The sequence below is a fragment of the Rhodococcus sp. R1101 genome (genome assembly GCF_000278445.1).
Lineage (GTDB): Bacteria > Actinomycetota > Actinomycetes > Mycobacteriales > Mycobacteriaceae > Rhodococcus > Rhodococcus gordoniae.
Window position 1 is genome coordinate 1 of the sequence record NZ_AJVB01000127.1, and the last position, 9,150, is coordinate 9,150.

The following is a 9,150-nucleotide window of genomic DNA, read 5'->3' on the forward strand; positions in this document are numbered from 1 at the left end:
GGAACTTTCCGGACCGGTCCTTACCGATCGGCCCCGTGCTCGTCGAGCGCAGTCGCCGGCCCAGACGTGAGGTCTTCGGCTGGGGCAACCGGCCCTGCAGCGCGACCTGCGCGAGACCGAACAGCGCGGCGCTCACCAGCGGCCAGCCGACGTAGTCCTTGACGAACTGGGCGCGGGCCTTACCGGCGATGCCCTTCAGTTCCTCGAGCACCTGCCCGGCCGACTTCTCTCCGGCCCACAGCGCCTCGAGGTCGAGGTCGTGCAGCGCGACACCCCACTCGAACAGCACGGTGAGCAGCGCGTTGTAGACGGGCTGCGCGAGGTAGACGGGGTGCCACTTCTGGTGCGGGTCGATCCGCATGATCTCGTAGCCGAGGTCTTTGTCGAGACCGCGAATGTTGGTGAACGTGTGGTGGATGTAGTTGTGCGAGTGCTTCCACGCTTCCGCGGTGGAGGCGGTGTCCCAGTCCCACACCGACGAGTGGATGTCCGGATCGTTCATCCAGTCCCACTGGCCGTGCATGACGTTGTGGCCGATCTCCATGTTCTCGAGGATCTTCGCCAGGCCGAGGCAGGCCGTCCCGGCCACCCATGCGGGCTTCGACGACGACGCGAACAGCAGCACCCGCCCCGCCACGACCAGTTGACGCTGCGCCGCGATGACGTTCTTGATGTACTGCCGGTCCTTGTCGCCGAGGCTCGAGTACACCTCGTCGTGGATGGCATCGAATTCCTTCGCGATCTGCTCGAGATCGTCGTCGCTCAGATGCGCGAGCGGACTCTGCAGTTCCTGCGACCCGGTATCGGCCCTGTCGATGCTTCTCGTCACGACGCCCCCTGCCTCGAAGCCGGTTGCTTCACAGTTCGATTTCGATGTCGCCCTCCGCGGTGTGGATGCAGGTACGCACCGCCGCCCCGGTGGGCTCGCTCACCTCGTCGGTTCGCAGGTCCCGGAGTTGTCCGGATCTCAGTGTTCCGACACACGTGTGGCAGATGCCGATCCGACAGCCGTACGGCAACTTCAGGCCGGCGTTCTCCCCTGCGACCAGGATGGGTGTTCCGCCGTCGCATTCCACCTCCTTCTCGCTGTCGAGGAAGTGGATGGTGCCGCCTTCGCCGCTTCCGGCATTCCCGCCGATGATCGGCTGGAAACGTTCGAGGTGGAATCTTTCGGGATCGCCGTGTTCGTCCCAGTGTTCTTCGAGGGCGTCGAGCAGGTCGCGCGGACCCGAACAGAAGGCGTCGCGCTCGCGCCAATCGGGGCAGAGTTCGTCGAGGTCGCCGGGAGTGATGCGACCGCGTTCACCGCTGAGCCACACTTCGAGGCGCAGGCCGGGATGACGGTCGTCGAGCTCGTGCAGGGTCGACGAGAAGATCACCTCGTCGGGGGTGCGGGCGGAATGCACGACCACGACGTCGTCAACGCGATCGCGGTGGTCGAGGCTGCGCAGCATGCTCATGATCGGCGTGATCCCGCTGCCCGCGCTGATGAACAGCATCTTTCGAGGCAGCGGGTCGGGCAGTGTGAACACGCCCTCCACCTCGCCGAGCCGGACGATGTCGCCCGGTTCGAGCTTGCGGACCAGATACGGCGAGACCACACCGTTCTCGACGAGCTTGGGCGTGACGCTGATGAGGCCGTCGTCCGGATCCGGGTCGGAGGTGAGCGAATACGCCCGCCAGTGGTAGACGCCGTCGATGATCACGCCGAGCCGCACGTACTGGCCGGGCTCGTGTCCCCGCCACTCGTAGGCCGGGCGGATGAGCACCGACGCGGCGTCGCCACCCTCGGGGACGACCCGCTCGACACGGCCGCGCAGTTCGCGGGTCGTCCAGAGCGGGTTGATCATCTCGAGATAGTCGTCGGGACGGAGGGGCGTGAACAGGTGCCGCACCGTGCGCAGCAACCATCTCCGAACCGGGTGCACGTGTGGGCGAGCGCCGCGTTCCGCCATGGCGACACACTACGCGTGCATACACGCCGCACGTGCGGATTCGCTTCCGTGTGGAAGCGGGAACAATCGTCAGCGCAGGATCGTCAACTGCACTACCGAATCGGCGTTCGCGACGAGGCGGTGCACGATACCCGCGTCGACGTGGACCGCGGTGCCCGGCAGCAGCGACACGGTCTCGTCGGCGGTGCTGAACGCGATGTCCCCGGTGACGGCCTGCACGAGGATCGGGGCGCCGGCCTTGTGGTCGTCCATCGTCTGCCCGGCGGTGAAGGACAGACGCACGACGGTCGCGCCGGTGACCGCCGCCAGCTTCTCGATCCGCGGGCCGCTCCCCTCGCCCGGGTTCAGCTCCGCAAGGCCCTCGATACGGGTGAGCCTGCCCTCGACCTGCTGTGCACTCATCACGCTTCCTTCTTCGTGGCGACGATCTCGATCGCGACCAGATGCTTCTTGTACTTCGTGAACGTCGACCGCATCCGGAGCACCCGGCTGCGGGCGTCGGAGTCGCGAAGGACGTTGCGGACGAACTTCAGGGTGCCGGGCAGGCCCTCGTCGGCGAGGATGCGCTTGGGTTCGAGCAGCGCCATGGGGGCGAAGCCGATCTTCTCGACCTCGAATCCGTTCTCCTCGAACAGGGTCCGCCATTCCGCCGCGGTGAGCGGGCGGGCGTTGACCTTGATCGAGCGCGCGAGCGACTTGCGGATCTCGGTCTTGACCTCGTCGTCGACCTCGTCGGGTTCGATCGCGAGTTCGTGGATGGCGTACCGCCCGCCCGCCCGGAGCACCCGCCGTGCCTCCTGCACGATCTCCGCCTTGTGCCTGTCGGTCTGCATGGTGAGCATCGCCTCGCCGACCACGACGTCGGCGACCTCGTCGTCGAGTCCGGTCTTCGACGCCTCGCCGCTGACCACCCTGCCGCCACCGGCGATGGCCTTGCGCGTCAGTTCGGCTGCCGTCTCGTCGGATTCGACGCCGGTGTAACTGCCGGGCGAGTACGCGAGGATCTCCTGCGCGGTCCGGCCGAGGCCGGGCGCGAACTCGACGACGTCCGCGCCGCGCAACCGCGCGTCGGCGAGCACGCGCGCCGTCAGTTCCTTGCCGCCGGGCCGCAGCACACGCTTGCCCAGGCGGGCGAGCAGCCAGTGTCCCGGCAGGTGGGCGGTGTCCCTACCCGCAAGGGGCAGAGCATCTTCCGATGCGCGCTCATTCGTCATGTTCTGCACTCTCTCTCGCGAGGCCAAGAGTAGCCACAGTTCCGAGACTCTCCGGACCGGTCGTAACGTGGACGGTGATCCGGTCGTCGCCTCCATGACGCCGACTATAGAGGATTTTCTTCCTTTTAATAAGGTGACCCTCACCTAAGGGGCACCCCGGGCGCGACGGGAGAGCGGACTTGGCACGGCGGGTGAAGCAACACGAGCGGATTCTCGGACTGTTGCGGGAATCCTCGGGCCCGGTCGACGCCCATCACCTCGCCGCCACGCTCGACCTGCACATCACGACCGTCCGCTTCCATCTCGCAGGCCTCGAGGAGGAAGGTCTCGTCCGCACCCGGCAACTTCCGGCCGAGCGGGTCGGGCGCCCGCGCCTCGGCTACGTCGCGGTGAAGGAACCGTCCTACACCGATCTCGTCGCGCTGCTCGCCGCGCGGATCGGGGGCACCCCCACCGAGCGCGAGGACAAGGCGTTCGAGGTGGGCTCGGACTGGGCGGGCATGCTCGCCCTCGCACCCGCGCCGACCGTCGACGCCGGCACGCTCGTCATCGACGCCCTGCAGCAGTTGGGTTTCGAGACGCAGAGCGCGACGAACGCCTTCGGCACCCACAGTCTCATGCTGTGCACGTGCCCGCTCGCGGAGATCGCCCGCACGAATCCCGAAGTGGTGCGCGGCATCCAACGCGGATTGATCCAGCGCGTCCTCGACGACCACGCCGACCTGCTGCGCAGCCGCTACGCCGTCGACGTCCGGCCCGACCCGCAGGACGGCAACTGTCTCGTGCAGCTCGTGCTGCGTCCGGAGAAGGGCGGAACGACGTCAGCCCGCGACGACGGTCGAGTCGTCACGGGCTGAGCCGGTACATCCGAGCGGGGATCCGCCCACACGGAAGAAGGGTGAACGCGGAGCCTCGGGTCGGCCCCGCATCCTCAGAAATTGATCATGTGTCCTGCGAGACCGTGGATGGCCTCCTGCAGCGCCTCGCTGAGCGTCGGGTGCGTGTGGACGTTGCGCGCGAGCTCGTTGACCGTGAGGTCCCACTTCTGGGCCAGGGTCAGCTCGGGCAGCAGCTCCGAGACGTCGGGGCCGATGAGATGGCCACCGATGAGCTCACCGTGGGTCTTGTCGGCGATGAGCTTGACGAAGCCGGTGGGATCGCCCAGACCGTGTGCCTTGCCGTTGGCGGTGAACGGGAAGGTCGCGACCTTCACGTCGTACCCCTCGGCCTTCGCCTGCTCCTCGGTGAGACCGAAGGAGGCGACCTGCGGCTGGCAGAAGGTCGCGCGCGGCATCATGCGGTAGTCGCCGAGCTCGAGTGTCTCGGCGCCGCCGATGGTCTCGGCCGCGACCACGGCCTGCGCCTCCGCGACGTGGGCGAGCTGAAGCTTCGCGGTGACGTCGCCGATAGCGTAGATGCCCTCGACATTGGTGCGCATGCGCTCGTCGATCGCGATGGCACCGCGGTCGGTGAGCTCGACGCCGGTGTTCTCGAGGCCGTAGCCCTCGACGCGCGGCGCGAAGCCGACCGACTGCAGCACCTTGTCGACCGTGACGGTCTCGACGTTGCCGGACTTGTTGTCCTTGATCTCGACGGTCACCTTCGAGCCGTCGTCCGAGATCTTCTGCACGGCGGCACCGGTCTTGATGGTGATGCCGAGCTTCTTGTACGCCTTGGCGATCTCCTTGGAGACGTCGGCGTCCTCGTTGGGCAGTGCGCGGTCGAGGAACTCGACGATGGTGACGTCGACCCCGTAGTTCTTCAGGACGTAGCCGAACTCCATGCCGATGGCGCCGGCACCGACGATGACGATGGACTCGGGGAGGGTCGCGGGTGAGGATCTGCTCCTCGTAGGTGACGACGTTGTCGCTGAGCTCGGTGCCCGGCAGCAGCTTGGTGACCGAGCCGGTGGCGATGATGACGTTGTCGAAGGTCACCTGTTCGGTGCCACCCTTGGTGAGGGCCACCTCGATGGTCTTGGCGTCGACGAACGAGCCCTTACCGTCGTATTCGGTGATCTTGTTCTTCTTCATGAGGAAGTGCACGCCCTTGGTGCGGCCGTCCGCGACCTTGCGGCTGCGGTCGTAGGCGGCACCGAAGTCGAAGGACACGTCACCGGAGATGCCGAAGGTCTTGGCCTCTTTGTTGAAGAGATGCGCCAACTCGGCATTGCGGAGAAGCGCCTTGGAGGGGATACAGCCCACGTTCAGGCAGACACCACCCCAGTACTTCTGCTCGATGATGGCGGTGCTCAGTCCCAGCTGTGCCGCGCGGATAGCAGCGACGTACCCACCGGGACCGGCTCCGAGGACAACGACGTCATAGTGTGAGGTCACGGATATACAGGGTAGTCCCGCCCGATTCCGGTGTCTGCCGATGGTCCGGTTACCCGCGGGTAGCCACCGTCCCGATCCGCTCTCCACCGATCGGATGACGGCGCGTGTCGTCCGGTTCGGGCATGATGTCGTCGTGCGTGTTCCCCGTCGAGATCAACCCGCGCGGCGCGAGGCCGCTCGGGTGTTCGACACGGGAGAACACACATGGAATACAACGCGATGATCGAAATCGACGCCGACCTCGATCGCTTGACCGACGACGAGACCGTCGACCTCATCGAACCGATCGTCCCGCATCACGGGGCGGTGGGGCGCAGCGACAACGGCCGCGCCCAGCTCGTCATCACCGTCGACGCCGTCGACGCGATCCACGCCCTGCGGTTCGTGCGCGACCTGATGCATGCCTCGTACCCGTCCTACCGCGTGAACGCGGTGGACGTGTTGCCCACCGGCGCGTTCGACGCGATCTACGGATTCGGCGACTGTTTCGCCTGATGTGAGAGCCCGGTGAGGGTCCGCGCCGCGCGGACCCTCACTTCCGGCGCCCGAACCTCCGCATGGCGAGCAGGTACCGGGGGATCGACCGGAGCGGAACCCGCACCGGCCAGTCGTCGGGGCGGAAGTACGCCTCGGTGCCGCCGTCGACCACCACGACGCTTCCCGTCAGGAAGTCCGCCGCCGGCGACAGCATGAACTCGACCCACTGCGCGATCTCCTCGGGCTTCCCGAAGCCGCCGAGCGGAACGGGGAAGCTCTCGACCGCCTTCCCGAGCGGGCTGTCGAGCTGCGCGTCGAGCAGCGGGGTGGAGATCGCTCCCGGTGCGAGGACGTTGAGGCGGATACCCGCTCCTGCCCACTCGGGGGTTACCGCAGCCCGGCGCGCCCATCGGGTCACGGCGATCTTCGACGCCGCGTAGGTGAACGGCGGACCCGTCTGCGGGATGCGCGTGGCGCGGGCGACGCCCTTGTCCATGTCGCCGGCGAGGAACGCCTTCACCGCCGAGTTCGGCACGCCGGGCGTCGTCGTCGTCGAGTTGGACCCGAACACCACAACCTTGCTGTTGCCGGAGGCGACCAGCGCCGGCCGCCAGCCGACGAGCAGGTCGATCACGCCCCGCACGTTGACCTGCGCGATGATCTTCTCCTTGCCCGGGGCGGGACCCAACCCGGCGGCGAGTACGGCGCCGTCGAGACGGCCGCCCGCCAGCTCGAGCGTCGCGCGGACCGCATCGGAGCGGCCCTGGGGCGTGGACAGATCCGCCGTGACCTCGGTGTCCTTCAGGTCGATGCCGATCACCGTGTGCCCGGCAGCCCGTAACCGTTCCGCACTCGCCCTGCCCATTCCCGACGCGGCACCCGTCACCGCATATACCGCCATGTACCCCTCCATCGTTCGATTCGGGGCACGCTACAGCGCGGCGACCGCCTCGCACAGCAAGGCGACGTACCGAGCGAGACCGGCCGCATCGACCACCTCCGGGGAGGTCGTCACCGACAGGGTCACCGCCTCGCCGATCCCGTGCACGCCGTGTGTGAGGGCCTGCACCGGCGACAAGCCGGGGAAGCCGGAGGTGAACCGCACCCGGCCGCCACCGAGTTCCAGGTCGGCCCGGCCGCGATCGACACTCGAGACGACGGTGTTGCCGGTGACGGTGGGCGGGACGACGGACAGGTCGAGGCGGTCGGTGCCGAAGCGCAGCAGCGGTGCCGGGACGTGATCGTCGGTGCGGGCGCGTACCGCCATTGCGGGGTGGCGCGCGCGGATCCGCTGCGACGCCAGGTCGGCGGCGATCGCCACGGCACGCTCGTGCGGGTCGCGGATGGTGCAGTGCAGGTCGACTCCGACGTTGCGGTAACTGTTGCGGGAGGTCGCGGTGGGCACCGCGACCGGCACTTCCGCGGACAGTTCGTCGACACCGAGGAAGTCCGACAGGGCGGCACCGATCACGGTGAGCGCACCGACGGTGACGGTGCCGACGCGGCGCAGGTCTGCGGTGTCGACCACGACTGTGCGCACCGCCCGGCGCGGTCCGGGCGCGGTGTTCACGGCCACCAGCGGCCTCCCCGGGGCGGGTTGCGGGACCGACGGTTCGGCGAGTTGCCGTTGTGCTTCGACCGCCCGTCGCCCGTCGGCGATCACCTGCGGGATCGACAGAGGCAACCGCAGGAGGGCGCGCGCGAGCATCCCGGCCGGCGAGGGGGCACGCGGCGGGGTCGTGGGTGTGGCGATGCCCGACAACAGGTCCCGGGCCAGCGCGGACGTGCGCACCCCGTCGGCGAAGGCGTGCGACATCTGCAGGACGACGACGAGCGCGGGACCGTTTCCGCGCGGAGCATCGGCGACCTGCTGGAAGATGTGCAAGCGCCACGGTGAGACGGTGACGTCGACGCGGGTCGCGACGAGCCCGGACAGCGTGTCGAGCACCTGCCCGTAGCTGCCGGATTCGTGGACGACGACCCGGTCGGGGCCAGGTCCGCAGGCTGTCCAGTAGGGATAGTCGAGACCCGCGGGCACCTCGACCATCCGCACCTGCAACTCCCCCATCGCCGCCACCCGCGACCGCAGTTCGGCGAGCACCTCGGCGACCGGAACCGCGGGGGCGTCGAAACAGTAGAGGGCGAACAGGTCGCCCGGGATTCGGTCGCCGAGCCATTCTCGGCGCGCGTCCGACGGATGCATCTGCACGAGGTCACAGTCTGCCTGCCGCCCGCGGCAGGTGAGGGGCGGGTATGAATGGGTCATGAGCGACGACACGACCGATCCGTACCTGTGGCTCGAGGACGTCACCGGCGAGAAACAACTCGACTGGGTGCGTGCCCGGAACGACCGAACGGTCGAGACGTACACCCGCACCGACGGCTTCACGGACCTCGAATCCCGCATCCGCGAGGTACTCGACACCGACGCCCGCATTCCGTACGCCCGTCGGCGGGGTGAGTACCTCTACAACTACTGGCGGGACGCCGAGCACGTGCGCGGCCTGTGGCGTCGTACGACGATGGAGCAGTACCTGCGCGACGAACCCGACTGGGACGTCCTCGTCGACCTCGACGCCGTCGCCGAGGAGGAGGGTGAGAACTGGGTGTGGTCGGGAGCCCAGGTGCTGCGGCCCGACCAGACCCGCGCGCTCATCAGCCTGTCGCGCGGTGGTGCCGATGCGAGCGTGATCCGCGAGTTCGACCTCGTCGAGCGGCGATTCCTCTCGGGTCCGCACAGTTTCGAACTGCCCGAGGCGAAGACGGACATCGGGTGGATCGACGCCGACACCGTCTATGTCGGAAGCGATTTCGGCGACGGATCGCTCACCGACTCGGGATACCCGCGTCTCGCGAAGAGATGGCGTCGCGGCACGCCGATCGAGCAGGCCGAGACGGTCTTCGAGGGTGAGCGCAGCGATGTCGCGGTTTCCGCGTGGTACGACGACACGCCAGGATACGAACGCACCTTCGTCGACCGCGCGATCGACTTCTACCGGGCGCACCGGTTCGAACTCACCGCGGACGGCGGACTCGTCCGGCTCGACGTTCCCGACGACGCGCGGGTGAGCGTCTACCGCGACCACCTGCTCGTGCGTACCCGGTCCGACTGGCTCGGATATCCCGCCGGCACGCTGCTCGCGGCGGACTATCCGGCGTTCCTCGCCG

Annotated in this window: 8 protein-coding genes and 2 pseudogenes; 3 read left to right on the plus strand and 7 right to left on the minus strand. The window is 68.1% G+C overall.

What is annotated here, in order from left to right; genetic code table 11:
- The 4 genes from R1101_RS0110610 to R1101_RS0110625 form a co-directional block, all read right to left on the minus strand.
- Positions 1-829, minus strand: an 829-nt coding sequence (locus R1101_RS0110610) for a hypothetical protein (RefSeq protein ID WP_016933411.1), incomplete at its 3' end; no start/stop codon positions are given.
- A 28-nt stretch (positions 830-857) separates the two neighbouring features.
- A complete protein-coding gene (locus R1101_RS0110615) occupies positions 858-1,955 on the minus strand; it encodes a ferredoxin reductase (RefSeq protein ID WP_037222825.1) in 1,098 nt (365 codons plus the stop codon).
- A gap of 69 nt (positions 1,956-2,024) precedes the next feature.
- Positions 2,025-2,357 (minus strand): hypothetical protein, encoded by a 333-nt coding sequence (locus R1101_RS0110620; RefSeq protein WP_016933413.1) that lies wholly within the window; start codon positions 2,355-2,357, stop codon positions 2,025-2,027.
- Positions 2,357-3,169 carry a class I SAM-dependent methyltransferase gene (locus tag R1101_RS0110625; RefSeq protein WP_026003128.1) on the minus strand — a complete coding sequence of 271 codons (813 nt, stop codon included), beginning with the start codon at positions 3,167-3,169 and terminating at the stop codon, positions 2,357-2,359. The genes R1101_RS0110620 and R1101_RS0110625 overlap by 1 nt, the downstream gene beginning before the upstream one ends.
- 179 nt (positions 3,170-3,348) lie before the next feature.
- Here R1101_RS0110625 and R1101_RS0110630 point away from each other — a divergent pair, with 179 nt between their 5' ends.
- Complete coding sequence (locus tag R1101_RS0110630) at positions 3,349-4,026, plus strand: helix-turn-helix transcriptional regulator (protein ID WP_232284726.1); 678 nt, start codon at positions 3,349-3,351, stop codon at positions 4,024-4,026.
- 74 nt (positions 4,027-4,100) lie between these two features.
- On the opposite strand, the pseudogene lpdA reads toward R1101_RS0110630, so the two are convergent.
- A pseudogene (gene lpdA, locus R1101_RS26380) lies at positions 4,101-5,505 on the minus strand (dihydrolipoyl dehydrogenase).
- 204 nt (positions 5,506-5,709) lie between these two features.
- On the opposite strand from lpdA, the gene R1101_RS0110645 reads away from it, so the two are divergent.
- Positions 5,710-6,000 carry a hypothetical protein gene (locus tag R1101_RS0110645; protein WP_016933419.1) on the plus strand — a complete coding sequence of 97 codons (291 nt, stop codon included), beginning with the start codon at positions 5,710-5,712 and terminating at the stop codon, positions 5,998-6,000.
- A 37-nt stretch (positions 6,001-6,037) separates the two neighbouring features.
- Here R1101_RS0110645 and R1101_RS0110650 read toward each other — a convergent pair whose 3' ends face one another.
- Both R1101_RS0110650 and R1101_RS0110655 read right to left on the minus strand, forming a co-directional pair.
- Complete coding sequence (locus R1101_RS0110650) at positions 6,038-6,883, minus strand: SDR family oxidoreductase (protein ID WP_026003129.1); 846 nt, start codon at positions 6,881-6,883, stop codon at positions 6,038-6,040.
- Between the two features lie 30 nt (positions 6,884-6,913).
- Positions 6,914-8,248: a wax ester/triacylglycerol synthase domain-containing protein gene (locus R1101_RS0110655; RefSeq protein ID WP_081494069.1), complete on the minus strand. Its 1,335-nt coding sequence runs from the start codon at positions 8,246-8,248 to the stop codon at positions 6,914-6,916.
- Here R1101_RS0110655 and R1101_RS0110660 point away from each other — a divergent pair.
- A pseudogene (locus tag R1101_RS0110660) lies at positions 8,247-9,150 on the plus strand (S9 family peptidase); the annotation flags it as partial. The gene R1101_RS0110655 and the pseudogene R1101_RS0110660 overlap by 2 nt on opposite strands.

What these genes read in the sequence shown, in the direction of transcription:
- R1101_RS0110615 (WP_037222825.1), bottom strand. Translation starts at nt 1,955, where the DNA reads ATGGCGGAACGCGGCGCTCGCCCACACGTGCACCCGGTTCGGAGATGG.
- R1101_RS0110620 (WP_016933413.1), bottom strand. Translation starts at nt 2,357, where the DNA reads ATGAGTGCACAGCAGGTCGAGGGCAGGCTCACCCGTATCGAGGGCCTT.
- R1101_RS0110625 (WP_026003128.1), bottom strand. Translation starts at nt 3,169, where the DNA reads ATGACGAATGAGCGCGCATCGGAAGATGCTCTGCCCCTTGCGGGTAGG.
- R1101_RS0110645 (WP_016933419.1), top strand. Translation starts at nt 5,710, where the DNA reads ATGGAATACAACGCGATGATCGAAATCGACGCCGACCTCGATCGCTTG.
- R1101_RS0110650 (WP_026003129.1), bottom strand. Translation starts at nt 6,883, where the DNA reads ATGGCGGTATATGCGGTGACGGGTGCCGCGTCGGGAATGGGCAGGGCG.
- R1101_RS0110655 (WP_081494069.1), bottom strand. Translation starts at nt 8,248, where the DNA reads ATGACCCATTCATACCCGCCCCTCACCTGCCGCGGGCGGCAGGCAGAC.